At 61.5% G+C, this 24,149-nt stretch carries 22 protein-coding genes and 1 pseudogene; 10 read left to right on the forward strand and 13 right to left on the reverse strand.

The window, feature by feature from the left end; all coding sequences use genetic code 11:
* Positions 1 to 198: 198 nt before the first annotated feature.
* From choV to BBF94_RS17225, 3 genes are all read right to left on the reverse strand, one after another.
* Entirely contained in the window at positions 199 to 1,377 is a 1,179-nt protein-coding gene (gene choV / locus BBF94_RS17215; protein ID WP_065260186.1) for a choline ABC transporter ATP-binding protein, read from the reverse strand.
* Complete coding sequence (choW, locus tag BBF94_RS17220; RefSeq protein WP_065260187.1) at positions 1,374 to 2,219, reverse strand: choline ABC transporter permease subunit; 846 nt, start codon at positions 2,217 to 2,219, stop codon at positions 1,374 to 1,376. The genes choV and choW overlap by 4 nt, the downstream gene beginning before the upstream one ends.
* Before the next feature lie 66 nt (positions 2,220 to 2,285).
* Positions 2,286 to 3,230, reverse strand: coding sequence for a choline ABC transporter substrate-binding protein (locus BBF94_RS17225; protein ID WP_065260188.1), 945 nt, complete (start codon positions 3,228 to 3,230; stop codon positions 2,286 to 2,288).
* Between the two features lie 434 nt (positions 3,231 to 3,664).
* Between BBF94_RS17225 and BBF94_RS17230 the strand changes: the two genes are divergently transcribed.
* Both BBF94_RS17230 and gbdR read left to right on the forward strand, forming a co-directional pair.
* Complete coding sequence (locus BBF94_RS17230) at positions 3,665 to 5,041, forward strand: L-serine ammonia-lyase (protein WP_065260189.1); 1,377 nt, start codon at positions 3,665 to 3,667, stop codon at positions 5,039 to 5,041.
* A 445-nt stretch (positions 5,042 to 5,486) separates the two neighbouring features.
* The gene (gene gbdR / locus BBF94_RS17235) at positions 5,487 to 6,590 is read left to right on the forward strand and encodes a choline metabolism transcriptional regulator GbdR (RefSeq protein ID WP_065260190.1); all 1,104 of its coding nucleotides are present in this window, start codon (positions 5,487 to 5,489) and stop codon (positions 6,588 to 6,590) included.
* 78 nt (positions 6,591 to 6,668) lie between these two features.
* Here the strand turns inward: gbdR and BBF94_RS17240 are convergent, their stop codons facing one another.
* From BBF94_RS17240 to choX, 6 genes are all read right to left on the reverse strand, one after another.
* Entirely contained in the window at positions 6,669 to 6,929 is a 261-nt protein-coding gene (locus tag BBF94_RS17240; RefSeq protein WP_065260191.1) for a hypothetical protein, read from the reverse strand.
* A gap of 259 nt (positions 6,930 to 7,188) precedes the next feature.
* Complete coding sequence (locus BBF94_RS17245) at positions 7,189 to 8,352, reverse strand: gamma-butyrobetaine dioxygenase (RefSeq protein ID WP_065260192.1); 1,164 nt, start codon at positions 8,350 to 8,352, stop codon at positions 7,189 to 7,191.
* A 24-nt stretch (positions 8,353 to 8,376) separates the two neighbouring features.
* Positions 8,377 to 8,853 (reverse strand): thioesterase family protein, encoded by a 477-nt coding sequence (locus BBF94_RS17250; protein ID WP_065260193.1) that lies wholly within the window; start codon positions 8,851 to 8,853, stop codon positions 8,377 to 8,379.
* 129 nt (positions 8,854 to 8,982) lie between these two features.
* A complete protein-coding gene (locus tag BBF94_RS17255) occupies positions 8,983 to 9,948 on the reverse strand; it encodes an L-carnitine dehydrogenase (protein ID WP_065260194.1) in 966 nt (321 codons plus the stop codon).
* Positions 9,949 to 10,090: 142 nt separating this feature from the next.
* Positions 10,091 to 10,978: a BKACE family enzyme gene (locus BBF94_RS17260; protein ID WP_065260195.1), complete on the reverse strand. Its 888-nt coding sequence runs from the start codon at positions 10,976 to 10,978 to the stop codon at positions 10,091 to 10,093.
* A 107-nt stretch (positions 10,979 to 11,085) separates the two neighbouring features.
* The gene (gene choX / locus BBF94_RS17265) at positions 11,086 to 12,030 is read right to left on the reverse strand and encodes a choline ABC transporter substrate-binding protein (protein WP_065260196.1); all 945 of its coding nucleotides are present in this window, start codon (positions 12,028 to 12,030) and stop codon (positions 11,086 to 11,088) included.
* A gap of 193 nt (positions 12,031 to 12,223) precedes the next feature.
* Between choX and BBF94_RS17270 the strand changes: the two genes are divergently transcribed.
* Together BBF94_RS17270 and BBF94_RS17275 are read left to right on the forward strand one after the other, a co-directional pair.
* Positions 12,224 to 13,168, forward strand: coding sequence for a GlxA family transcriptional regulator (locus tag BBF94_RS17270; protein WP_065260197.1), 945 nt, complete (start codon positions 12,224 to 12,226; stop codon positions 13,166 to 13,168).
* Between the two features lie 68 nt (positions 13,169 to 13,236).
* Positions 13,237 to 14,409: an ATP-binding protein gene (locus BBF94_RS17275; protein ID WP_065260198.1), complete on the forward strand. Its 1,173-nt coding sequence runs from the start codon at positions 13,237 to 13,239 to the stop codon at positions 14,407 to 14,409.
* Here the strand turns inward: BBF94_RS17275 and BBF94_RS17280 are convergent, their stop codons facing one another.
* The 4 genes and pseudogenes from BBF94_RS17280 to BBF94_RS17290 all read right to left on the reverse strand — a co-directional run bounded on the left by BBF94_RS17280 (position 14,410) and on the right by BBF94_RS17290 (position 15,824).
* A complete protein-coding gene (locus BBF94_RS17280; RefSeq protein WP_065260199.1) occupies positions 14,410 to 14,826 on the reverse strand; it encodes a DUF3010 family protein in 417 nt (138 codons plus the stop codon).
* Positions 14,827 to 14,858: 32 nt separating this feature from the next.
* On the reverse strand, positions 14,859 to 15,182 hold the full coding sequence (locus tag BBF94_RS17285) for a helix-turn-helix domain-containing protein (RefSeq protein ID WP_065260200.1): 324 nt from the start codon (positions 15,180 to 15,182) through the stop codon (positions 14,859 to 14,861).
* Positions 15,166 to 15,234 (reverse strand): annotated as a pseudogene (locus BBF94_RS27675) (type II toxin-antitoxin system RelE/ParE family toxin); the annotation flags it as partial. The gene BBF94_RS17285 and the pseudogene BBF94_RS27675, both read right to left, overlap by 17 nt.
* Positions 15,235 to 15,422: 188 nt before the next feature.
* Entirely contained in the window at positions 15,423 to 15,824 is a 402-nt protein-coding gene (locus BBF94_RS17290; RefSeq protein WP_065260201.1) for a lysozyme inhibitor LprI family protein, read from the reverse strand.
* Between the two features lie 234 nt (positions 15,825 to 16,058).
* Between BBF94_RS17290 and BBF94_RS17295 the strand changes: the two genes are divergently transcribed.
* From BBF94_RS17295 to etfB, 6 genes are all read left to right on the forward strand, one after another.
* On the forward strand, positions 16,059 to 17,036 hold the full coding sequence (locus BBF94_RS17295) for a dipeptidase (protein ID WP_065260202.1): 978 nt from the start codon (positions 16,059 to 16,061) through the stop codon (positions 17,034 to 17,036).
* A 77-nt stretch (positions 17,037 to 17,113) separates the two neighbouring features.
* Entirely contained in the window at positions 17,114 to 17,647 is a 534-nt protein-coding gene (locus BBF94_RS17300; protein WP_065260203.1) for a DUF5943 domain-containing protein, read from the forward strand.
* Positions 17,648 to 17,799: 152 nt separating this feature from the next.
* Positions 17,800 to 19,860 (forward strand): dimethylglycine demethylation protein DgcA, encoded by a 2,061-nt coding sequence (gene dgcA / locus BBF94_RS17305; RefSeq protein ID WP_065260204.1) that lies wholly within the window; start codon positions 17,800 to 17,802, stop codon positions 19,858 to 19,860.
* Between the two features lie 155 nt (positions 19,861 to 20,015).
* Positions 20,016 to 21,965 (forward strand): dimethylglycine demethylation protein DgcB, encoded by a 1,950-nt coding sequence (gene dgcB / locus BBF94_RS17310; RefSeq protein ID WP_065260205.1) that lies wholly within the window; start codon positions 20,016 to 20,018, stop codon positions 21,963 to 21,965.
* Positions 21,965 to 23,185 (forward strand): electron transfer flavoprotein subunit alpha, encoded by a 1,221-nt coding sequence (gene etfA / locus BBF94_RS17315; protein WP_065260206.1) that lies wholly within the window; start codon positions 21,965 to 21,967, stop codon positions 23,183 to 23,185. The genes dgcB and etfA overlap by 1 nt, the downstream gene beginning before the upstream one ends.
* A 9-nt stretch (positions 23,186 to 23,194) precedes the next feature.
* Positions 23,195 to 23,965 carry an electron transfer flavoprotein subunit beta gene (gene etfB, locus BBF94_RS17320; RefSeq protein ID WP_065260207.1) on the forward strand — a complete coding sequence of 257 codons (771 nt, stop codon included), beginning with the start codon at positions 23,195 to 23,197 and terminating at the stop codon, positions 23,963 to 23,965.
* Positions 23,966 to 24,149 lie beyond the last annotated feature (184 nt).

A 24,149-nucleotide genomic window follows, 5' to 3' on the forward strand; every position in this document is an offset into this window, starting at 1 on the left:
GTGATCCAGAATCGTTCCCACGCTCCGCGTGGGAATGCAGCCCAGGACGCTTTGCGTCCTATCGATGCCAAGCTTGAAACCGGCAGCGCGGCTGGAACGCGGAGCGTCCCTTGAGGCATTCCCACGCAGAGCGTGGGAACGATCATCACGCAAACAAAAACGCCGCGATCCTCTCGCGCGTTTTTGTGTCTGCTCTCTTTACCCCAGGTTCTTGCCGAGCAGCGCGTGATACAGCTCGCTGTCGCCGAGAATCCCCACCACATGGTTGTTGTCGTGCAGCACCAGCTTGTTGCCGGTCTGATAACGGATCTGCAACGCGTCACGCATGCCGATGTTCGAGTCCACCAGCGTCGGACGACGATCGAGGCCTTCCACCGCTTGCCCCGGCACCCAATTCTGCAGGTCGAGTACCGAGCCGTTCTTGCGGGCGCCCTTGATGGTGTTGCCTTCGGCCAGATCCAGCCAGGAGTCGGCGCCCGGATCCAGGCACACCGAACCATTGATGCGTTTGCAGTTGTCCAGGGTGCGCATCAGGCTGCGACCGCACAGCACGTTCAGCGGATTGGTGTGGGCGACGAAGGTCCGCACGTAATCGTCCGCAGGGTTAAGCACGATTTCTTCAGGCTTGCTGTACTGGATGATCCGGCCGTCTTTCATGATCGCGATGCGGCTGCCGAGTTTCAGCGCCTCGTCGAGGTCGTGGCTGACGAATACGATGGTCTTGCTCAGCTTGCGTTGCAGTTCCAGCAGTTCATCCTGCAGGCCCTGACGGATCAGCGGGTCGAGCGCCGAGAACGGTTCGTCCATCAGCAGAATGTCGGCGTCCATCGCCAGTGCGCGGGCCAGGCCCACACGCTGCTGCATGCCGCCGGACAGCTCGTTGGGCTTCTTGTTGCGCCACTGGGTCAGGCCCACCAGCTCCAGCTTGTCGTCCACCAGTTTGCGCCGTTCCTTTTCGGGACGGCCCTGCATTTCCAGACCGAAGCTGATGTTCTCGCGCACGGTCAGCCAGGGCATCAGGGCGAACTTCTGGAACACCATGGCAATGCGCTTGGTGCGCATCATTTTCAATTCGGCAGGGCTGCAGGAGGCGATGTCGATCTGCTTGCCTTCGTGCTCGACGAACAGCTTGCCGCGACTCACGGTGTTGAGGCCGTTGATGCAGCGCAACAGGCTGGATTTACCCGAACCGGACAGCCCCATCAGTACGCAGATTTCGCCTTTCTTGATATCCAGGCTGGCCTTTTCGACACCGACGATCTGTCCGGTCTTTTTCAGGATTTCATTGCGGGTCATGCCTTGATCCAGCAGCTTGAGCGCTTCACGTGGATCCTTGGCGAAGATAACGTCGACGTTATCGAAGCGAATAATGCTCATGCGTCACCCCCTGCTTTGGCATCGGGTTGTTTGCAGATACGGTCGAGCATGATCGCCAGCAGTACGATCGCCAGGCCTGCTTCGAAGCCCAGGGCGATATCAGCAGTGTTCAGTGCGTTGACCACCGGTTTGCCGAGTCCGTCGGCGCCCACCAGTGCCGCGATCACCACCATCGACAGCGACAGCATGATGCACTGGGTGATGCCGGCCGCGATGCTCGGCATGGCGTGAGGCAGTTCGATCCGTGAAAGCAGTTGACGACGCGAGCAGCCGAAGGCCTTGCCGGCGTCCATCAGTTCTTCCGGGACATCGCGGATGCCCAGGTAGGTCAGGCGGATCGGCGCGGCGATGGCGAACACCACCGTGGAGATCAGGCCCGGGACCACGCCCAGCCCGAAGAGGGTCAGGGTAGGAATGAGGTAAACGAAGGTCGGTACGGTCTGCATCAGATCGAGCACCGGCCTCATCAGCGTGTAGAACATCGGTTTGTGCGCGGCGACGATGCCCAGCGGCACGCCGATGACCACGCAGACCAGGGTCGCGAACATGACCTGGGCGAGGGTTTCCATGGTTTCCTGCCAGTACCCCAGATTGAGGATCAGCAGAAAGGAGGCGACCACGAACGCGGTCAGGCCCCATTTGCGTTGAATGAAGTGCGCGAGCAGGGCGATGAGACCGATCAACACCAGCGGGTTGAACCAGGTCAGCGCAAACGTCACGCCGTGGATCATCGTTTCCAGGGTCACGGCGATTGCGTCGAAGGTGCTGGCGCCGTGTTGCGTCAACCATTCGACGAAGCCCGCGATGTACTGGCCTAAAGGGATTTTCTGATCAATCAGCATGGTAGTGAACGTCCGCATGCAAGGAAATAAACAGCCCGGACGGCCGGAGCCGTCCGGCATAAACGATTACTGCAGTTTGGCTTTCACGGCCTCCAGGCCAGGTTTACCGTCAATGGTGGTCACGCCAGCGAGCCAGGTATCGAGCACCTGTGGATTCTTTTGCAGCCAGGCCTTGGCGGCCGCTTCAGGCTTCATCTTGTCGTCGAGGATGTTGCCCATCAGGGTGCTTTCCATGTCGACGGTGAACTCCAGATTCTTCAGCAACTGACCGACGTTGCTGCATTCCTCGACGTAGCCCTTGCGGGTGTTGGTCGCGACGGTTGCCGCGCCGAAGTCCGGGCCGAAGAACTCATCGCCGCCGGTCAGGTATTGAATCTTGAAGCGCTTGTTCATCGGGTGCGGCGCCCAGCCGAGGAACACCACGGCGGTGTCGCGTTTCTGCGCGCGATCGACCTGCGAAAGCATGCCGGCTTCGGACGACTCGACGACCTTGAAGCCGGCGTCCTTCAGGCCGAAGGCATTCTTGTCGATCATGCTCTGGATCAGGCGGTTGCCGTCGTTGCCAGGCTCGATGCCGTAGATCTTGCCGTCGAGTTCCTTCTTGAACTTGGCGATGTCGGCGAAGTCATGCAGGCCCTTGTCGTACAGCGCCTGCGGAACGGCCAGGGTGTATTTGGCGCCCTTGAGGTTGGTGCGCACCACTTCCACGGTGCCGGCATCACGATAGGCCTTGATGTCGTTTTCCATGGTCGGCATCCAGTTGCCGAGGAACACGTCCATGTTCTTGCCGTCGGCCAGCGACTTGTAGGTCACGGGCACGGAGATCATGGTGGTCTTGGTCTTGTAGCCGAGGGCTTCGAGCACCACGCTGGTGGTGGCGGTTGTTGCGGTGATGTCGGTCCAGCCGACATCGGAGAAGTTAACGGTACTGCACTGCGCCGGTTCTGCGGCTTGAGCCAGCAACGGCAGACTCAGCATGGCGGCCAACAACAACGACGGGGAACCTTTCATGGATGGACTCCTTGGTGTTTTTTTTGGCAGTGTTCCGACTGGACCACCGCACTTATAGGTTGCGGTTGGGTGGCGTTCTGGAGACAGCTCTGTCACGGCGCCTTGCAATCGAGTCGATACGATCATGTACCAGTGAAAAACTGACGCCTACAGGGTGCGTCGTATCCAGTACAGGGATGGTCGCATCCAGTGTCGGTGACGTCGCTTACAGCTTTTTTCAGCCCTTTTTGGCCATCTGAACCGCATAAAAACGGCGAAAACACGGGGCGAAACCGGCACGGCGTTCGTGGGCATGAGTGCGTCGGTGTCAGACGCCGCACGACCCGGGAAAAGTCCGATGATGCGGGCATTCCGGCGGATCGCAGCTTGAGCGTAGCAGCTCCGCCAGCGGGCGCTTCACGCCCCGGACCGGCACTCTCAGGAGCTCTGCATCAATGGCTATCAGCGTTTTCGACCTGTTCAAAATCGGCATTGGTCCCTCCAGTTCTCACACCGTCGGGCCGATGCGCGCCGCGGCGCTGTTCGTCGAGTCATTGCGCGACAAGCACCTGCTGGAGCTGGTGCGGCGGATCGAAGTGCAGTTGTACGGTTCGCTGTCGGCCACCGGCGTCGGTCACGGCAGCGACAATGCGGTGATCATGGGCCTGATGGGCGAGTGGCCGGACGCAATCGATCCGTCGCAGATCGGCCCGCGCATCCAGGCTCTGCGTGAAACCCACACCCTTTTGCTGGACGGTCGTTTGTCGGTGCCTTTCATATGGGCCCGGGACATGCGTCTGATCGACGAAAACCTGCCCTTTCACCCCAACGCCATGACCCTGGTTGCCGAAGGCGATCACGGCGAGATTCATCGCGATACCTACTATTCGGTCGGCGGCGGTTTTGTCGTCGATGAGGCGCAGGCGTCCAGCGGTGTAGTGGATCTGGATCGCACCGAATTGCCGTATGACTTTTCCAGCGCCGTCGAATTGCTGGACCTGTGCAAGAAGAACAACCTGCGCGTGGCCGAACTGATGATGGCCAACGAGAAGGTCTGGCGCAGCGAAGAGGAAATCCGCGCCGGGCTCATGAAGCTCTGGCAGGCGATGCAGGATTGCGTCGAGCAGGGCCTCAAGCACGAAGGGATCCTGCCCGGCGGCCTTAACGTGCGTCGGCGGGCGGCAAAACTGCACCGCAGTCTTCAGGAGTTGAACAAGCCCAATGTGATCGGCTCGACCCTCAGCGCCATGGAGTGGGTCAACCTGTTCGCCCTGGCGGTCAATGAAGAGAACGCGGCCGGCGGGCGCATGGTGACGGCCCCGACCAACGGTGCGGCGGGGATCATTCCGGCGGTATTGCACTACTTCATGAGGTTCAGCGAAGCGGTGACCGACGCCAACGTGGTCGACTTTTTCCTTGGCGCGGCGGCGGTGGGCATCCTGTGCAAGAAAAACGCTTCGATCTCCGGGGCCGAGGTCGGTTGCCAGGGCGAAGTCGGCTCGGCCTGCGCCATGGCGGCGGCGGGGCTGGCGGAAGTGCTTGGTGCCACGCCGGAGCAATTGTGCAACGCGGCGGAAATCGGCCTGGAACATAACCTCGGCCTGACTTGCGATCCGGTGGGCGGCCTGGTGCAGGTGCCGTGTATCGAGCGCAACGCGATTGCGGCGGTGAAGGCGATCAACGCGGCGCAGATGGCCTTGCGTGGTGATGGTCAGCACTTCATATCGCTGGACCGGGTGATTCGCACCATGCGCGATACCGGCGCCGACATGCATGACAAATACAAAGAAACTTCGCGGGGCGGGTTGGCGGTCAGTGCGGTCGAGTGCTGATACGCCGACAGCGCCAGACCAGTCAAAACTGCGCACCAAGTGAGCATCGGCAATAAAACGCGCCACCTTTTGGCGCGTCGCAATCAGATAAGAGCGTTTCCCACTTCCATGGCGGGCTCCGCTCAGCCTGCCGTTCGTCATCCGTGCCATCGGTGACACTGCAGGACAATCCCCCGCAGCCCTGTTCCCACAAGTGCTACCGATCTGCTCACGCACGCCGGGGCAGGGCACTCTCCATCACTGACGGCACTTCGAATGACCTCTCGTCGGACCGCTTGTATAGACGCGTCGCGACGTCGTTTTCAGGAGTTATTGAACAGCCATTCAATTTCAGGCATGGCAATTGCTCTGTCATAACAAAGCCCCGTCTCACGCAAGAGAACGATGGCAATAACAAGAGCCTCCGCCTGAGGCCATCACCCGCTTTGTGTGAGGAGATACCGCGATGACGTCGTTCAACTCCGGGGCTCAACCCCAGAACCGTGCGCCTCAATCCATCGGCTTTCTGCTGCTGGACAATTTCACGCTGATTTCCCTGGCTTCCGCAGTCGAACCGCTGCGCATGGCCAACCAGTTGTCCGGTCGCGAGCTGTATCGCTGGACCACCCTCACCGTCGATGGCGGCCAGGTCTGGGCCAGTGACGGCCTGCAAATCACACCCGACGCCTCCATGCACAAAGCCCCGGCCCTCGACACCATCATCGTGTGCGGCGGGATCGGCATTCAACGCACCGTTACCCGTGAACACGTCTCGTGGCTGCAAAGCCAGGCGCGCCAGTCCCGTCGCCTCGGCGCCGTGTGCACCGGCAGTTGGGCCCTGGCCTGCGCCGGTCTGCTCGATGGCTTCGATTGCAGCGTGCACTGGGAATGTCTGGCGGCGATGCAGGAAGCCTTTCCGCGCGTGGCGATGAGTACCCGTCTGTTCACGCTCGACCGTAACCGTTTCACCAGCTCCGGCGGCACCGCACCGCTGGACATGATGCTGCACCTGATCAGCCGCGATCACGGCCGTGAACTGTCCGCCGCGATCTCCGAGATGTTCGTCTACGAGCGTATCCGCAACGAGCAGGATCACCAGCGCGTGCCGCTCAAGCATATGCTCGGCACCAATCAGCCGAAACTGCAGGAAATCGTTGCGCTGATGGAAGCCAACCTGGAAGAGCCGATCGACCTCGACGAACTGGCGGTGTACGTCGCCGTCTCCCGTCGCCAGCTCGAGCGCCTGTTCCAGAAATACCTGCACTGCTCGCCGTCGCGCTACTACCTCAAGCTGCGCCTGATCCGCGCCCGGCAACTGCTCAAGCAGACGCCGATGTCGATCATCGAAGTGGCGTCGGTGTGTGGTTTCGTGTCGACGCCGCACTTCTCCAAGTGCTACCGCGAATACTTCGGCATTCCGCCGCGTGACGAGCGGGTCGGTTCCAACACCACCCAGCAGGTGGCGATGCTGCCGCTGCCTCAGGCCATCGTGATGTCGCCGCTGTCCGGGCCGATGTCGGCGCTGAGCCAGGCGCGCAACGAGTCGACCTTCGCCAGCGTGCGTCTCTAAAACGAAAGATCGCAGCCTGCGACAGCGCCCTCAGGAAAGGCACTGTCGCAGGCTGCGATCTTTTTCTTCGGTCAGCTATCAGGCGCGGGTCTGCTGATACTGCGCCAGGGCCGGCAGCAACTGCTTGTCGATGGCTTCGCGCACGATCGGCTGGATGCTTGCGCTGCTGGTGTACATCTGTTTGACCATGGTGCGCAGCGTGTTGGCCCGCACATCGTCCAGCCCCCTTACCGCGCACTCACAGGCCTGCAGGGCCGTCGAGCCGGACGGTACTTCGAATCCCAACGACTTGAGTTGGCCCAACAGGTCTTCCTGATCGATCAAATCGGCATACATCATGAGGCGAATCCTTCTTCGGCAACGGAGGTCGTGACTCGATTCTGGTAGGCCCGGACAGGCACGGCAAGGGCGATTTGTCGCAGTGGCCGCATTGGCTATGAGCATGTCGTTTTCGGCTAACTTGCCGGTCAGGGGAGTGGGCACACTGGCCTCAGCTCGCTTCACGAAGGTTTGGTCACCCTCGCCGCGGCAGCTCCTCAACAGTACCCTTGCCCCGATCCTGTCACGGCTTGTATCGGGGCTTTTTTTGTCGATGCCTTCAGCGTTGCAACACCAGAATCCGCGACAGCAACTCGTCCCGGTCGATGTAGCAGCCCTGAAAATGCCGGGCTCCGGTGGACGGGTCGAAGGCATTGCGCGCATGCAAGGTGCGGCGGTTGTCGAAGCACCACAGTTCGCCCGGATTGAGCCGCTGCATCACCCGGAAGCGTGGCTCGCGGGTCATGGCGATAAAGCGCCGGTAAGCCCGGTACAGCAGCGGCATTTGCTCCACGGACGTGTCGAACGCGCCGCGCAGGAAGTTGGCCATGCGGATTTCCGCGACCCGACCCGACGCATCCAGAGCGATGATCGGCGCCAGGCAGCGATAGTCGCTGTGGCGATCCTTGTTGCGAAACTCCACCGGGATCTCGCACAGCGCCTGAAACGATGATGGATCTTCTTGACGCAACGCTTCGGCAATCGCAAACCCATCGACGAAAATGCTCTCGCCACCCTCGGCGTCATTTACCAGACAATGCAGAAATTGCAGCCCCGGTTGCAGCTCGCGGGTCGGCAGGTCGGTATGCAATGGCAGGTTGAAAGCGGTGTAGGCATTGCTGTCGGCATCGGCCCTGGATTGCACGTTGAACAGCACACCAAAATTACTCTCGCGGATGAATGAAATGCGCTGGGCGATCAGCTTCAGCGAGCCGGGCTCGGTGGGCACACCGCGCACCTGCGTCAGGCCGATGTCGCGTACCGCCAGCAACCATTGCAACAGCGCGGCGTTGTCGTTCATCAGAGCCGTGTGGTCGAACACCGGCACCTGTAAATCGCTGTGCCACAAAAAGGCTTTCGGCCTGGCGGCCAGGCGTTCGGCGCGGGACGCGTCGTCATAAGCATGGGCCCGCAGCCAGCCGGCATCGAAGCGGCTGAGGTGGCCGTCCTGCCAGTCGACGCGCAGGCAGCCGTCGGTGTCGATCTGCACGGTGGAGGGCGACAGGTCTTGCGCCGCATCGACAATCTCGAACACCTGCTCGCGGGTCACGCTGTAGACGCATTGCGGACACGGGCAGTTGTCCCGCAGCCACACATGGTGGAACGGGCTGGTGCGCCCGTCGGCCCAATCGATGAGGACGCGATCCGTCAGGTTCTGCGCGCCGTCCAGCGCGCTGATCAACGGATAGGAACGGTAATCGGCAACAGCGGCGGCGGTTTGCATGACGGCTCCTTGCGTTGGATGGATTTACCGGGTCGGGGGCAGGGCAATGACCCGGCCGATGTACGCCGGGTCGGGCAGGTCGGCCTGCTCGGCGACAATGGCTTGCAGACGGCTCAGGGTGTCCGGGGTAAAGGGTGCGGAACGCGGCCCGGCAAGGTCGACGTGCAGCAGCATCTGTTCGTTGCCGGCCAGTTCCTTGTCACCGCCGGCCAGGTGCAGGCTGTGATAGAGGTGCAGGCGTTTCTGGTCGTGGCCGATGATCTGCGTGCGCACTTCGACTTCGGCGTCGAGCTTCACTTCGTGCAGATAGTTGAGGTGCAGTTCGAGGGTGAACAGCGAGTGGCCGCTGGCCTCGCGATTGTTGCTGTCCATGCCGAGGCGATCCATCAGGGCGTCGGTGGCGTAGCTGAAGATCAGCAGGTAGAAGGCGTCGCGCAGGTGGCCGTTGTAGTCGACCCAGTCGGGGATGATTCTGGTTTGGTAGGTGGTGAGGGTGGGCATGGTCTCTGTTCCGCCATTGAGAGTGTCTGGGCTGCAGTCTTCGTGAGCAGGCTCGCTCTCACAGGGGATTGCGTTTCAACTGTGGGAGCGAGCCTGCTCGCGAAGAGGCCGGTATTGCTGGCGCAAGGATTATTCGCTGAAGCTCATCCCGTGTTTCTCTTTGGTGGTCTTCACCGCCTCAAGCACTGCCAGCAGACAATCATCACGATAGCGTTCCAGCGCCGAGATACTGTGCCGGCCGAGTTGATCGCTGGTGCCCTCCACCACATCGTCGATCAACTTGTCGGTCAGTTCCGGTGCCGGCAAGTACGTCCATGGCAACTGCAATGCCGGGCCGAACTGCGACATGAAGTGGCGCATGCCGGCATCGCCACCGGCCAGGGTATAAGTCAAAAACGTGCCCATGAACGACCAGCGCAGCCCGGCGCCAAAGCGGATCGCATCATCGATTTCACCGGTGGTCGCCACACCGTCGTTGACCAGGTGCAGCGCCTCGCGCCACAGCGCTTCGAGCAGGCGGTCGGCGATGAAGCCCGGCACCTCCTTGCGCACATGCAGCGGGCGCATGCCGAGGGATTCGTAGACTTTGATAGCCGCTTGAACCGCTTGCGGCGCGGTGTTCTTGCCACCGACCACTTCCACCAGCGGCAGCAGGTAAACCGGGTTGAACGGGTGGCCGACCACGCAGCGTTCCGGGTGGGTCGAACTCTCGTAGAACTCGCTGGGCAACAGGCCCGAGGTGCTGGAACCGATCAGCGCATTCGGCTTGGCCGCTGCGCTGATCTTGCTGTGCAACTCCAGTTTCAGTTCGAGGCGTTCCGGGGCACTTTCCTGGATGAAATCCGCATCGCGGACACACTCTTCGATGGTCGCCACAAAGCGCAGACGATCCTGTGAAGCACCCGGCGCCAGTCCGTTTTTCTCCAGCGCGCCCCAGGCATTGGCCACGCGTTTGCGCAGCGCCGCTTCGGCGCCCGGCGCCGGGTCCCAGGCCACCACGTCGAGGCCATGGGCAAGGGCGCGGGCGACCCAGCCGCTGCCGATGACGCCGCTGCCCAGTGCTGCGAAGGTTTTGATTTCGGTGATAAAGCTCATGGTGATTTCCTAGGAAAATTCGGTGATTCCCTGTGGGAGCGAGCTTGCTCGCGAAGAGGCCAGTACATCCGAAAGAAGTCTTCCGTCCGCTATACCGCAATCGCGAGCAGGCTCGCTCCCACAGGGGTAAATAGGTGTTTGTTTAGCCGCGCTGGGTCAGGCCCATCTTCTTGCGACCTTCCGACGGGGTCAGTACCCGGGCGCCGAGGCGGCTGAGGATCTCGGTGGCGCGTTCGACCAGTTGGCCGTTGGTCGCCAGTACGCCCTTGTCCAGCCACAGGTTGTCCTCAAGACCGACCCGCACGTTGCCGCCGAGCAGCACCGCTTGCGCGGCCATCGGCATTTGCATCCGGCCGATGCCGAAGCCGGCCCACACGGCGTCGGCCGGCAGGTTGTCAACCATGGCTTTCATGGTGGTGGTGTCGGCCGGTGCGCCCCACGGGATGCCCAGGCACAGCTGGAACAGCGGGTTGTCGAGCAGGCCTTCCTTGATCATCTGCTTGGCGAACCACAGGTGGCCGGTGTCGAAAATCTCCAGTTCCGCCTTCACGCCCAGCTCGGTGATGCGTTTGGCACCGGCACGCAGTTGCGCAGGGGTGGAGACATAAATGGTGTCGCCGTCGCCGAAATTCAGGGTGCCGCAATCCAGGGTGCAGATTTCCGGCAACAGTTCTTCGACGTGAGCCAGCCGGGTCAGCGGGCCGACCAGGTCGGTGTTCGGGCCGAACTCCATCGGGCTCTCGCCCGGGCCGATCTCCAGGTCGCCACCCATGCCGGCGGTGAGGTTGACGATGATGTCGACGTCGGCTTCGCGGATGCGCTCCATGACTTCGCGGTACAGCGCAACGTCGCGGCTGAACTTGCCGGTCTGCGGGTCGCGGACGTGGCAGTGCACGACCGTGGCGCCGGCCTTGGCCGCTTCGACGGCGGCTGCGGCGATCTGCTTGGGGGTGACCGGCACGTGAGGGCTCTTGGCGGTCGTGTCGCCAGCACCGGTGAGTGCGCAGGTGATGATGACGTCGTGGTTCATGGTGCGTTTTCCTTCAGGCGTGATGGGGCTGTCCGCAGCCCGTGGCGGGTTGCGAAACGTCGGTCGGTTCCCTCTCCCTTCGGGGAGAGGGGCTTTTCAATCGGGGTTTATTTGCTGGTGAGCTGGAGGTTTTCCGCTGCCGGCTTGCCATCGAAGGTGGTGACGCCTTCGAGCCAGCGCTGTTTGTCCTGCGGGTGATCCTTGAGCCACTGTTTGGCGGATTCGAAGGCGTCCTTGTGATCGAGCAGCGGCTGCATCATCCGGCTCTCGTCTTCGGCGGTGAACGTCAGGTTGCTCAGCAGGCGGCTGACGTTCGGGCATTGTTCGGCGTATTTCGGTGCGGTGACGGTCCACACGGTGGCCATGCCCTCGTTCGGGCCGAGGGCGTCGTCGCTGCCGGTCAGGTAAGTCATCTGCACGTTGACGTTCATCGGATGCGGCGCCCAGCCGAAGAACACCACGGCTTCCTTGCGGCGCACGGCGCGGTCGACGGCGGCGAGCATGCCTGCTTCGCTGGACTCCACGAGCTGGAACTTGCCGAGGCCGAACTGGTTCTTGGCGATCATCGCCTTGATCTGGGTGTTGGCGCCCGAGCCTGGCTCGATGCCGTAGATCTTGCCGCCCAGTTCTTTCTCGAACTTGGCGATGTCGGCGAAGGTTTTCAGGCCCTTGTCCGCCAGATAGGTCGGCACGGCGAGGGTGGCGCGGGCGTCCTTGAGGCTCGGTGCTTCAAGTACCTTGACCTGGTTGGCATCGACAAACGGGGTGATGGTCTGGGTCATCAGCGGGTTCCAGTAGCCGAGGAACAGATCCAGACGCTGATCACGGATCCCGGCGAAAACGATCTGTTGGGACGCGCTGGTCTGTTTGGTGCTGTAGCCGAGGCCGTCGAGCAGGACCTGGGCCATGGCACTGGTGGCGATCACGTCGGTCCAGTTCACCACGCCCATGCGCACGTTCTGACAGGATGCGGAATCGGCCGCCATGGCGCTGGCGCTTAAAAACGCGGTACCGCTGAGTGCGAGAACACAGCTGCTGATCAGTCGTTTCATGTCGGGTTCCTCGGCAGGTCGTTATTGTGGGTTCCGGCGTCTGATGCGCCGGTGATGCTCAAATTACGCAGCAATGCCCCCGTAAAAACGCACTGCGGCGACCAGCTCTTGCACTGCAGCGACCTGTCCTCTTGAATGCCGCCGACAACTGGCGTATCAACGTTGCACGCTACCCGCTGACCGAGTGCGCGCCATGTCCCAGGATTTCTACTTTCTGTTGATGCCGGGTTTTTCCGCCATCGGTTTCATCTCCGCGATCGAACCGCTGCGGGTGGCCAACCGCTTTCGCGGCGAGCTCTATCGCTGGCATGTGCTGAGTGCCGATGGCGGGGCGGTGCTGGCGAGCAACGGTATGTCGGTCAACGCCGATGCGGCGCTGGAGCCACTGAAAAAAGGGGCGACGTTGCTGGTGGTTGCCGGTTTTGAACCGCTGAAGTTTGCCACTCCCGCGCTGGAGCACTGGCTGCGACGGCTGGACAACGAAGGTGTGACCCTCGGCGCCATCGACACCGGCAGTTTCGTCCTCGCCGAGGCCGGCCTGCTCGACGGTCATCGCCTGACCCTGCACTGGGAAGCCATCGATGCCTTCAAGGAATCTTATCCACAGCTGAGCGTCACGCAGGAACTGTTCGAGATCGATCGCCGGCGCATCACGTCCGCCGGCGGTACCGCGTCCATCGACCTGATGCTCGACCTGATCGCCCAGGCCCACGGCCCGCAACTGGCAATCCAGGTCAGCGAGCAATTCGTATTGGGGCGGATTCGTCCGCGCAAGGACCACCAACGCATGGAAGTCGCCACGCGCTACGGCATCAGCAACAAGAAACTGGTGCATGTGATCGGCGAAATGGAGCAGCACAGCGAACCGCCGCTGACTACCCTGGAGCTGGCGGAATCGATCAAGGTGACGCGGCGGCAACTGGAGCGCCTGTTCCGATTGCACCTGAACGACACGCCGAGCAATTTCTATCTGCGCCTGCGCCTTGAGAAAGCCCGGCAACTGTTGCGCCAGACCGACATGAGCGTGCTGGAAGTCAGCATCGCCTGCGGGTTTGAATCACCGTCGTATTTCACCCGCAGCTACCGGGCGAAGTTTGCCCGGTGTCCGCGTGAGGATCGCCGGCGGGAGACCGTTTGACGGACAATTACAGTAAATTATGGTTTTTGGTATAAATTATAGCTGTCGCAATAATTGAGTATAAAGTCATGTCCAGCAACAACGGCTTCGTCTTTCGCCGCCCCGCTCTGGCACGCAGCGTTGCCGATGGCCTTGTGGGTGCGGGCCTGCAGGATTTCTCCTCCGGCCTTTTTCTGGCCGCGCCCCGTCGCACAGGCAAAAGTACCTTCCTGCGGGAGGATCTGATCCCGGAATGCCAGGCGCGTGGCTGGCTGACGGTTTACGTCGACCTGTGGGCCGACAAGGAGAAAGACCCTGCCGACCTCATCGCCAGTGCGATTGCAGGTGCGTTGGTACCCTTTGAAAAGGGCATTCGCAAACTGGCGAAGAGTATCGGCATCGAAAAACTCAGCTTTCTGCGCACCTTGTCCTGGGATTTCACCAAGCCGCAACTGCCGGTCGGTGCGACTCTGACTCAAGCGCTGGAACTGCTGCACAACGTCGCCGAAAAATCCATCGTGCTGGTGATCGATGAAGCCCAGCATGCGCTCACCACCGCTGCTGGCATCAACGCGATGTTTGCCCTGAAGGCCGCACGGGATCAGCTCAACCAGGGACGTGAAGGCGAGGGCAGCGGGTTGCATCTGGTATTCACCGGTTCCAATCGCGACAAGCTCGCCCATCTGGTGCTGGGCAAAAGCCAACCGTTCTTCGGCTCGAGCATTACGCCCTTTCCATTGTTGGGGAAAGAGTTCACCCAGGCGTACACCTTGCACCTCAATGCCCATCTGGCCGAGACCAACCAGTTCAATGCGGCCGATATCGACGACGCCTTTGAGTTGGTGGGGCGGCGCCCGGAAATGTTGCGCACCATCATTGGCGAGGTTGCGCTGGAACTGGGCGAAGCCAGCAATCTGGGGCGGCTGCTGCAAAGCCGGGCCGAATTGTTGCGCGCCGGTGTCTGGACCGAGTTCGAAAGCGCCTGGAACGCTCTGACAATCCCTCAGCGCGCCGTGCTGGAGGTGATGGTTGAGCGCTCGCGAAACAACGAGCCTTTTGCGCCGTTCACCGACAGCACGCTCATGGCCGTCAGCAAGGCACTGGAAAACATGGGCAGCGACGTGGTGCCGGGCACCCAGACCATTCAGGCCTGCATCGATGCCCTGCGCGACAAGGAGCTGGTGTGGAAGTCGAGCCGTGGAGGCTATGCGCTGGAGGACAAGTCCTTTGGCGACTGGCTTACTGCGCGCAAAGCGGGCTAATCACTTTTTCAGCAATGCCGAGCACGCTGCCTTGTAGGCTTCATGCTGATACTTGTTCAGCGTGCCCGGCAGCTGGAAATTGTGCTTCTTGGCCTGTGCGTTGATCGTCTGCGGCGACAGCAGCGTCACCTCGCAACCGTCCAGCAACTGAAATACGCCCTCGATCTTGAACGTGGTCGGCCCGCCGGCAAACTCGCCTTTCTTGCTGCGCTTCTTGATTGCGATGCGATCAATCGAATTCTCGCGAACGAACGATGCCACTTGCGCGGCGAACAGCTTCACGTTCGCCGCTTCGTCGTCATCGTCCAGGGCGATTTTTTTCGTGCTCAGAGCGACATGGCTCAATACCGAGCCGTCGAGGGACGCCACGGCGATGATCGCTTCACTGCCTTTGATTTCGATACCGCAGATATTCATGTGAATCCCTTGATTGGCTGAAGAGGTGCAGCTTACAGCTCAAGCTGGTTGGCAGTGATACCAAACGCCGCTGCAATCTTCTCGCGAGTGGCCTTGCGCGGATTTGCAACGGTTTCCTGCTGGGCGAAGGCCGGTTGCGAAATGCCCATGCGTTTCGCCACTTCTTCCTGAGTCAGGTTGAGATGTTCGCGCCAGGCCCTGATCGGAGTTGCCCCGTCGACAATGCGACTGACCACCTCGTGGGGGATCAGGTCAGGCTCCATTTTCTGCGCGACATACTGTGCGTAGGGAATGACCACGAAAGCGGGCTTGCCCTCGGAGTCATTGATGATTTGGATGTCAGTAAGTGCGTTCATCGCGTTTTTTTACCTCTTGAATACTGACCACTTTGATCGCGCCGTCCCAGTCGATTTGCGAATCTTTGCTTATATTTTTTAGGTGGCCAATAAACAAAACCTGACGCTATGTTTCATGAAAAGCCCCGAGAATAGGGCTTCAGACAGGATTTGTGGGGCAGATCTGAACGCTTTGTGGGAAAAGGTTCTTTTGCATCAGAAAGCTGAAAATACTTCCAGCTTTCTCCGGTGAATAAGCGATTACTCCTGCCCGATCGACTCCAGAAACTCCGACCGCTCGTCACTCATCCGCGCCACGCAGTCATTCTGCGCAATCTTGAACGCCTTGCTGCCGTCCGTCGCCGGGAAGGCTTCGACGGCGCAGTCGGCGTCGCGGGTTTTCAGCCATTGTTGCTGGGCGTTCTTGAGTTTTGCGCTGATGTCGGCCAGCTGCGCCGGGTTCTTGCCGTAGGTCGCCTGCATGCGCTCGTTCAGGCTTTTGTAGTTGTCCTTGAGCAGGTCTTCGGCGGTGGTGCGGCTGTAGGTCGAGCATTCCAGGGTCTGGACGTCGTTTTCCACCGCGTCGCACGGGTTGTTGTCGGACTCTTCGGCGGCGTGTACGCCGGTCGCAATCAGGGCCAAGGCCAGGAAGATCGATTTCATTGATGTCGCCGCTCTAATCCAGTGGTGTTTCCGGGATGCGGCAGATTCTGGCTCAAGCTCGCAGGCTTGAACAGGTGGCTGGTCGGACCGCCTGGCGACGCTTTGTCGCGGATTGACGCTTTCGGCAATTCCCCTGTCGTTTTTGCACCCGGCTGGTCGCGCACCGAGGCATATGCTGGCCCCAAAGCGCCGGCAGACGATTCGGCGCATGAATCGCCAATAAGGGGACGCCTGATGAGCCCAGCCGAATTACACGCCGACAGCATCGTTATCGACGGTCTGATCATTGCCAAATGGAACCGCGAGCTGTTCGAAGACATGCGCAAGGGCGGTCTGACGGCGGCCAACTGCACCGTGTCGGTGTGGGAAGGCTTTCAGGCCACGGTCAACAACATCGCTGCCAGCCAGAAACTGATTCGCGAAAACAGCGACCTGGTGATGCCGGTTCGCACCACCACCGACATCCGCAAGGCCAAGGAGCTGGGCAAGACCGGCATCCTCTTCGGCTTCCAGAATGCCCACGCGTTCGAAGATCAGATCGGCTACGTCGAAGTGTTCAAGCAGCTCGGCGTCGGCATCGTGCAGATGTGCTACAACACCCAGAACCTGGTGGGCACCGGTTGCTACGAACGCGACGGCGGCCTGTCGGGCTTCGGTCGCGAGATCGTCGCCGAGATGAACCGTGTCGGCGTGATGTGCGACCTGTCCCACGTCGGCTCCAAGACTTCCGAAGAAGTCATCCTCGAATCGAAAAAACCGGTCTGCTATTCCCACTGCCTGCCGTCGGGGTTGAAAGAGCACCCGCGCAACAAGTCCGATGAGGAACTGAAGTTCATTGCCGACCACGGCGGTTTCGTCGGCGTGACCATGTTCGCGCCGTTCCTCGCCAAGGGTATCGATTCGACCATCGACGACTACGCCGAAGCCATCGAATACACCATGAACATCGTCGGCGAAGACGCCATCGGCATCGGCACCGACTTCACCCAGGGTCACGGTCAGGACTTCTTCGAATACCTGACCCACGACAAGGGCTACGCCCGCCGTCTGACCAATTTCGGCAAGATCATCAACCCGCTGGGCATCCGCACCGTCGGCGAGTTCCCGAACCTGACCGAAACCCTGCTCAAGCGCGGCCACTCCGAGCGAGTGGTGCGCAAGATCATGGGCGAGAACTGGGTGAACGTCCTGAAGGACGTCTGGGGCGAATAAGCCGCCGCTTCCCGAATACTTTCCCCCGGCCGTTCGCGCCGGGGGCAACACCAAAATTTTTCTGGAGTTAAGTTTCCATGGCCAAGATCGCCCCGCAATTGCCAATCGAAGTCGACAGCGAGACCGGTGTCTGGACCTCCGACGCCCTGCCGATGCTGTACGTGCCGCGGCATTTCTTCGTCAACAACCACATGGGCATCGAGGAAGTGCTGGGCGCCGAAGCCTATGCCGAAATCCTCTACAAGGCCGGCTACAAATCCGCCTGGCACTGGTGTGAAAAAGAAGCCGAGTGCCACGGCCTGGAAGGTGTCGCGGTGTTCGAGCACTACATGAAGCGCCTGTCGCAGCGCGGCTGGGGCCTGTTCAAGATCCAGGACATCGACCTCGACAAAGGCACCGCCAGCGTCAAGCTCGAACACTCGGCGTTCGTCTACGTCTACGGCAAGGTCGGGCGCAAGGTCGACTACATGTTCACCGGCTGGTTTGCCGGTGCCATGGATCAGATCCTCGCCGCACGCGGCAGCAAGATCCGCACCGTGGCCGAGCAGGTCTACGGTGGCTCCGAAGAAGGCCACGACGACGGCCTGTTCACCGTCAAACCTAAACAATAAGCAAATCGTTGAAAAAACGTAGCGAGCGAAGGCCAGGCAAGGCGAAGTCAGGCGAGAAAGCGGAGTTGACTTTAGTCAATGAGCATTTCGAGTCTGACTTCAACGCAGCATGGTCGAGCGCAGTAGTTTTTTAACGATTTGAGGAGACCGCCATGGCTTTCGAAGCTATGTTCCAGCCAATTCAAATTGGCAAACTGACCATCCGCAACCGCGTGCTCAGCACCGCGCACGCCGAGGTCTACGCGACCGACGGCGGCATGACCACCGAACGGTACGTCAAATATTACGAAGAGAAAGCCAAGGGCGGCATCGGCCTGGCGATCTGTGGCGGTTCGTCCGTGGTGGCGATCGACAGCCCGCAGCAATGGTGGAGTTCGGTGAACCTGTCCACCGACCGGATCATTCCGCACTTCCAGAATCTCGCTGACGCCATGCACAAGCACGGCGCCAAGATCATGATCCAGATTACGCACATGGGCCGTCGCTCCCGTTGGGACGGCTACAACTGGCCGACCCTGATGTCGCCGTCGGGCATCCGCGAACCGGTGCACCGCGCCACCTGCAAGACCATCGAGCCGGAAGAGATCTGGCGAGTGATCGGCAACTACGCGCAAGCGGCGCGCCGCGCCAAGGCCGGTGGCCTGGACGGCGTCGAACTGTCGGCGGTGCACCAGCACATGATCGACCAGTTCTGGAGCCCGCGGGTCAACAAGCGTACCGACGAATGGGGCGGCACCTTCGAAGGCCGGATGAAGTTCGGTCTGGAAGTGTTGAAAGCGGTACGTGCCGAAGTCGGTGACGATTTCTGCGTCGGCATGCGCATCTGCGGTGACGAGTTCCACCCGGACGGTCTGTCTCACGAAGACATGAAGCAGATCGCCAAGTATTACGACGACACCGGCATGCTCGATTTCATCGGCGTCGTCGGCTCGGGTTGCGATACCCACAACACCCTGGCCAACGTGATTCCGAACATGAGTTATCCGCCGGAGCCGTTCCTGCACCTGGCGGCCGGGATCAAGGAAGTGGTCAAGGTTCCGGTGCTGCATGCGCAGAACATCAAGGACCCGAACCAGGCCACGCGGATACTGGAGGGCGGTTACGTCGACATGGTCGGCATGACCCGCGCCCACATTGCCGACCCGCACTTGATCGCCAAGATCAAGATGGGCCAGGTCGACCAGATCAAACAATGCGTCGGCGCCAACTACTGCATCGACCGTCAGTATCAGGGTCTGGACGTATTGTGCATCCAGAACGCCGCGACCTCCCGTGAATACATGGGCGTACCGCACATCATCGAGAAATCCACCGGGCCGAAACGCAAGGTGGTGATCGTCGGTGCCGGCCCGGCAGGGATGGAGGCGGCCCGGGTGGCAGCCGAACGTGGTCACGACGTGACGCTGTTCGAGAAGAAAGAATTCATTGGCGGCCAGATCACCACGGCAGCCAAGGCGCCGCAGCGTGACCAGATCGCCGGCATCACTCGCTGGTTCCAGCTGGAGCTGGCGCGGCTGAAAGTCGACCTGCGCCTGGGCACGGCGGCGGATGCCGACACCATCCTGGACCTGCGTCCGGACATCGTGGTGCTGGCCGTCGGCGGGCATCCATATCTGGAACAGAATGAACACTGGGGAGCGGCCGAAGGGCTGGTGGTCAGCAGTTGGGACGTGCTCGACGGCAAGGTCGCGCCGGGCAAGAACGTACTGGTCTACGACACCATCTGCGAGTTCACCGGGATGTCGGTTGCCGACTTCCTCGCCGACAAGGGCAGCCAGGTCGAGATCGTCACCGACGATATCAAACCGGGCGTGGCCATCGGCGGTACGTCGTTCCCGACCTACTACCGCAGCATGTACCCGAAAGAAGTGATCATGACCGGTGACATGATGCTGGAGAAGGTCTACCGCGAAGGCGACAAACTCGTCGCCGTGCTGGAGAACGAATACACCGGCGCCAAAGAGGAGCGGGTGGTGGATCAGGTGGTCGTCGAAAATGGCGTGCGCCCGGATGAAGCCATCTACTACGCCCTCAAGGATGGCTCGCGCAACAAGGGCCAGATCGATGTCGAGGCGCTGTTCGCGATCCAGCCGCAACCTTCGTTGAGCAGCAATGGCGACGGTTACCTGCTGTTCCGCATCGGTGACTGCGTGGCGCAGCGTAATACCCACGCCGCGATCTATGACGCCCTGCGGTTGTGCAAAGACTTCTAAAGGTTTGCACATGACCCTGTGGGAGCGGGCTTGCCCGCGAATGCATTCTGTCAGTCACTGCTGCATCGACTGACCCGGCGCTTTCGCGAGCAAGCTCGCTCCCACAGGAACACGCCGAACGTGTTTCTCCAGGCTGTACTGGTGGGAGCTTCACCATGTTGAACATCCTTCTTCCAATCCTGTTGTTCGCTGCCCTGGGCCTTGGGGTCCTCGGTGCGTTGCGGCGGGTGGCCATGTGGCGTCGGGGCCGGGCCTCGAAGGTCGATCTGATCGGCGGCCTGTTCGCCATGCCCAAGCGTTACATGGTCGATCTGCACCACGTGGTGGCGCGGGACAAATACATCGCCAACACCCACGTCGCCACGGCGGGTGGTGCGGTGGCGTCGATCGTGCTGGCGATTCTGGTGCACGGTTTCGGCCTGCATAACCGCATCCTCGGCTATGCGTTGCTGCTGATGACGGCGGTGATGTTCGTCGGGGCGATCTTCGTTTATCGGCGTCGGCTCAACCCGCCGTCGCGGCTGTCGAAAGGCCCATGGATGCGCCTGCCGAAAAGCTTGCTGGCATTCTCGGCCTCGTTCTTCCTGGTGACCTTGCCGGTGGCCGGGATCCTGCCGGAAAACTTCGGCGGCTGGCTGCTGGCAGCGATCCTCGGACTTGGTGTGTTGTGGGGCGTGTCGGAACTGTTTTTCGGCATGACCTGGGGCGGCCCGATGAAGCACGCCTTCGCCGGTGCCTTGCACCTGGCCTGGCACCGTCGCGCCGAGCGTTTTGGCGGCGGTCGTTCCACCGGTTTGAAACCGCTGGATCTGAATGATCCAACCGCGCCGCTGGGTGTGGAAAAACCCAAGGATTTCACCTGGAACCAGTTGCTCGGTTTCGACGCCTGCGTGCAGTGCGGCAAGTGCGAAGCGGCGTGCCCGGCGTTCGCCGCCGGCCAGCCGCTGAACCCGAAAAAACTGATTCAGGACATGGTCGTCGGCCTCGCCGGCGGCACCGATGCCCAATTCGCCGGCAGCCCTTATCCGGGCAAGCCGGTGGGCGAACACAGCGGTAATCCGCATCAGCCGATCGTCAACGGTCTGGTGGACGCCGAAACCCTTTGGTCGTGCACCACCTGCCGTGCCTGCGTCGAGGAATGCCCGATGATGATCGAGCACGTCGATGCCATCGTCGACATGCGCCGTCACCTGACCCTGGAAAAAGGCGCGACCCCGAACAAGGGCGCCGAAGTCCTGGAAAACCTGATCGCCACCGACAACCCTGGCGGCTTCGCCCCGGGCGGGCGGATGAACTGGGCGGCGGACCTGAACCTCGACCTGCTCAGCGAAAAGAAGTCCACCGACGTGCTGTTCTGGGTCGGCGACGGCGCCTTCGACATGCGCAATCAGCGCACCTTGCGCGCTTTCGTCAAAGTGCTGAAAGCGGCCAGGGTCGATTTCGCGGTGCTCGGCCTGGAAGAGCGTGACAGCGGCGACGTGGCTCGCCGTCTGGGCGACGAAGCAACGTTCCAGTTGCTCGCCAGGCGCAACATCCAGACCCTGGCCAAATACCGCTTCAACCGTATCGTCACCTGCGACCCGCACAGCTTCCATGTGTTGAAAAACGAGTACGGTGCCTTCGACGGCAACTACCTGGTGCAGCACCACAGCACCTACATGGCGGAAATCATTCAGGCCGGTGCGTTGAACCTCGGTCAGCACAAGGGCAACAGCGTGACCTATCACGATCCGTGCTACCTCGGCCGCTACAACGGCGAATACGAGGCCCCCCGGGAAGTGCTGCGCGCCCTCGGTATCGAAGTGAAAGAGATGCAACGTTCCGGCTTCCGTTCGCGCTGCTGCGGCGGCGGTGGCGGGGCGCCGATCACCGACATTCCGGGTAAGCAGCGGATCCCCGACATGCGCATGGAAGACATCCGCGAAACCGGCGCCGAACTGGTGGCCGTGGGTTGTCCACAGTGCACGGCGATGCTCGAAGGCGTGGTCGAACCGCGTCCGCTGATCAAGGACATTGCCGAACTGGTGGCCGACGCGCTGCTCGAAGACGCCGCGCCGAACAAGTCGGCCACCCCGGCCAGACGTGAACCTGCGGAGGCCCACTGATGAGCGACATTATCCGCCGCGATCCCCGCGCCGAATGGATCGCACGCAACCGCCTGCACCCGCTGCACGCGGCCATGCAGCCGGCGCAACACAGCTGGATGGGTCCCAACGGGATCATCCGCAAGAACCTGCACGGTGTCGGCTTCATCGGGCCGAACGGCATCAAGCGCATCGACCGCAGCGGCGCCCAGCAGGGCGGGGCGGTCAAACGCTCGGCAGCGGTGGAAGTGCAATTGCCGCTGCACCAGGTACCGTCCCCGGCGTTCTACATCAGCGTGGTGCCGGACATGGTCGGCGGACGCTTGAGCAGCCACGACCGCGACCTGCTCGGCCTCGCTCATCAGCTGGCGGGCAGCGACGGCGCCGTGCTGGCGGTGGTGTTCGGCGAGCACAAGGAAAATGCGTTTGCCACCGCCGGTGTTGATCGCTTGCTGGTGCTGGAGGGTGAGCAATTCAACGGTTATGCACCGGAGCAGCGGATCCAGGGCCTGCGGGCTGTGGATAACCAGTTCAACCCGCGTCACTGGCTGTTGCCGGACAGCCGCAGTGGTGGTGGCGAACTCGGTCGGCGCTTTGCCGCCGCGCTGGGCGAACGCCCGGCCACACGGGTGTGGCAGGTCAAGGACCAGGCGTGCATTGGCCGCGCCGGTGCGGGCTTGCAGGATCTTGCCCGTCCGATTGCGCGGCTGATTCTGGCGTCCGCCGAATGCGCCGAGCCGGTCAGCGAAACCCGTCACGAAGCGCTGCCGGTGGAGTTATCCACACCTGTTGCGCGCAGCCTGTCGCGAATCGAGGATCTGGGTGCCGTGGCGGTAGACCCGGCAGCGATTCCGATGGCCGAAGCCGAGTTCATTTTCTCCGGCGGCAACGGGGTCAAGGACTGGGAGCTTTTCCACAGGACCGCTGCTGCACTGGGCGCCACCGAAGGCGCCTCGCGGGTGGCCGTGGATGACGGCTTCATGACCCGCGACCGTCAGGTCGGCGCGTCCGGCACCTGGGTCACCGCACGGGTTTACGTGGCGGTGGGGATTTCCGGGGCGATCCAGCACCTGCAGGGCATCGGTGCCTGCGACAAGGTGGTGGCGATCAACCTCGATCCGGGCTGCGACATGATCAAGCGTGCCGACCTGTCGGTGATCGGCGAAAGCGCGGAAATTCTTCAGGCCTTGATCGCGGCGGTAGAGGCTTACCGCAACGAAGCCAAGCGCGATGCGGCTTAAGGAACGGTTATGAGCACAAAGATCATCAGTCTGGTTTCAATCGGCGCCCACCCGACTTCCGGTCGCCCACGACGTGCCGAGCAGGACGCCCGCGCGGTGGAGCTGGGCCTGCAACTGGCGGGGGACAGCCTGCAAGTGCTGCATGCCGGCGACGTTGAGGAGCCTGCACTGCGTGCTTATCTGGGCATGGGCCTGGAACAGATGCATGTGCTGGAACAACCGGCCGGTGCGGATGCGTTACCGGCGTTGACCGACTATTTGCGGGATGCCGGCGCTCAGGTCGTATTGACCGGCAGTCAGGCGGAAACCGGTGAAGGTTCGGGCATGCTGCCGTTCCTGCTGGCCGAAGGGCTGGGCTGGCCGCTGGTGGTGGGATTGGCGCAGGTCGAATCGATCAACGACGGCTCGGCGCTGGTGCTGCAGGCTTTGCCGCGAGGGCAACGGCGCCGGCTGAAGGTGCGCCTGCCGTTTCTGGCGACTGTGGATAATGCCGCGCCCAAGCCTCGGCAGAGTGCTTACGGCCCGGCGCGGCGCGGCGTTCTCCAGGCAAAAGACGTGGAAGTGGTGGATGACGAACTGCTTGCGCTCGCGACCCTGCAACCGGCCAGACCCCGGCCGAAACGCTTGAAGGTGATCAAGGCCAAGAGCGGGGCGGACCGGATGAAGGCGGCCACGGCCAAGGCCAGTGGGGGGGGAGGGCAGGTGCTCAAGGGCGTGACGGCACAGGCTGGTGCTGAAGCCATTCTCAAGCTGCTGATCGAAGAAGGTGTTGTCCGCTGAAGAGCAAAGGCCCCTCACCCTAGCCCTCTCCCAAGGGGAGAGGGAACTGACCGAGTTGAACTGGCTATCTACATCGACCTGCGACTTCAGCGGTGACTTTGGTTCGCCAAGCATCGATCACTCTCTTGCCTTGATTTGAGAAAACCTGAGATCGCGATAAACACTCAGGTCGATGTATTTCGCG

This window comes from Pseudomonas bananamidigenes (assembly GCF_001679645.1).
Taxonomy (GTDB): Bacteria; Pseudomonadota; Gammaproteobacteria; order Pseudomonadales; family Pseudomonadaceae; genus Aquipseudomonas; species Aquipseudomonas bananamidigenes.